General features: G+C 64.2%; 1 protein-coding gene. It reads left to right on the top strand.

Annotated elements, in window-relative coordinates:
• The first annotated feature begins 120 nt into the window (after positions 1–120).
• Positions 121–1541 (top strand): IS3 family transposase gene (locus ACFWB0_RS25575; RefSeq protein WP_378493201.1). Its coding sequence is split into 2 segments (ribosomal slippage): positions 121–484 and positions 484–1541, totalling 1422 coding nucleotides; the frame shifts between segments, so codons are not numbered across the junction.
• The last annotated feature ends 34 nt before the right edge of the window (positions 1542–1575 follow it).

The raw sequence follows: 1575 nt of genomic DNA, 5'->3' as shown, positions 1-1575 counted from the left end.
CCCTGCGTGTCAGGCTGAGTTGAGGCCAGCGGTTCACAGCAACTCCGCCTGCAGGGCGAGATACGGATCAACCCAACGATGACGATGTCCACCCCTACGGCGGTCGAGGACAATGACCGCATGGCCTCTACTCACCCCCGAGCCGACGTACCCCGCCGGCGCGTGTTCAGCCCCGCCGACAAGCTCTCACACCTGGCCGCGTACGAGCAGGCCTGCGAGACGAACGAAGGCGGCGCATACCTGCGCCGTGAAGGCCTCTACTCGTCGCTGATCAGCGAGTGGCGCAAACAACGTGACGCCGGTGTGCTCGACGGCAAGCAACCCGGCACGAAGATCGGCAAGCTCACCGCCGAGCAGGCCGAGATCGCCCGCCTCAAGCAAGAACTCGCCCGCGCGAACAAAAGACTGACCACCACCGAGGCCGCCCTGGACATCATGGGAAAAGCGCACGCTCTCTTGGAATCTCTCTCCGAGAGAGCGGATGTCGACGACAAGCCGAACAAGCGCTGACCGCCGCATGGGCCGGACTGGCCGAAGTCGGGGTGTCGACGAGGACCGCCAGCACGTTGACCGGTGTGGTGCGTTCGACCGCCGTCCGGCGGCGCACCGTAGCCACCGCACCGACACCGCCGGTGGTGTCGGCGCCGCCGACCCCGCCGGCGAACAAGCTCACCGACCTCGAACGCCGTCGCATCCTCGAGGTACTCAACAGCGATCGGTTTGTCGATCAGGCACCGCTCGAGATCTATGCGCAACTGCTCGACGAGGGTATCTACCTGTGCTCGGTGTCCACGATGTATCGCGTGCTGCGCGAGAACGCGCAGGTCAGCGAGCGTCGCCGGCTCGCGAGGCACCCGGCGAGGACCTGCCCGGAGCTGGTCGCCACCGCGCCGCGGCAGGTGTACTCGTGGGACATCACGAAGCTCGCCGGGCCGGAGAAGGGCCGCTACTTCGATGCGTACGTGATGATCGACATCTACTCGCGGTACATCGTCGGAGTCCATGTTCACGCGCACGAATCGGGTGTGCTGGCTCGGGAGTTGATGGAGCAGATCTTCGCCGTACACGGCATTCCACAGGTCGTGCACGCCGACCGTGGTACGTCGATGACCAGCAAGTCCGTCGCCACGTTGCTGGCTGATCTCGAGGTCACCCGTTCACATTCGCGGCCGCGGGTTTCGAACGACAATCCGTACTCCGAATCGGTGTTCAAGACCCTCAAGTACGGGCCAGGGTTTCCTGATCGTTTCGGATCTCTCAGTCAGGCAAGGGAATTCATGATCGAGTTCACCGAATGGTACAACCACGAACATCGCCACACCGGAATCGGGTTGCACACGCCCGCCGATGTCCACTTCGGTCTGGCCGCCGGCAAGGCGGCCGAACGCCGAGAGGTACTCGATACTGCTCGTGCCCGGCATCCGCATCGCTTCGGCACCACCACCGCGCCGAAGATTCTCGACCTGCCCGAGACCGTCTACATCAACCGGCCAGCCGATGATCCCGAGGCCACCGTGGAGGACGACACGATAGCCGCCTGACACCCACTGGACTCAAACCCCTTGACACATTCCG

This window comes from Rhodococcus sp. NPDC060086, assembly GCF_042730275.1.
Taxonomy (GTDB): domain Bacteria; phylum Actinomycetota; class Actinomycetes; order Mycobacteriales; family Mycobacteriaceae; genus Rhodococcus.
The sequence above is the reverse complement of the archived record's forward strand: the minus strand, read 5'-3'. Positions and strand labels throughout refer to the sequence as shown.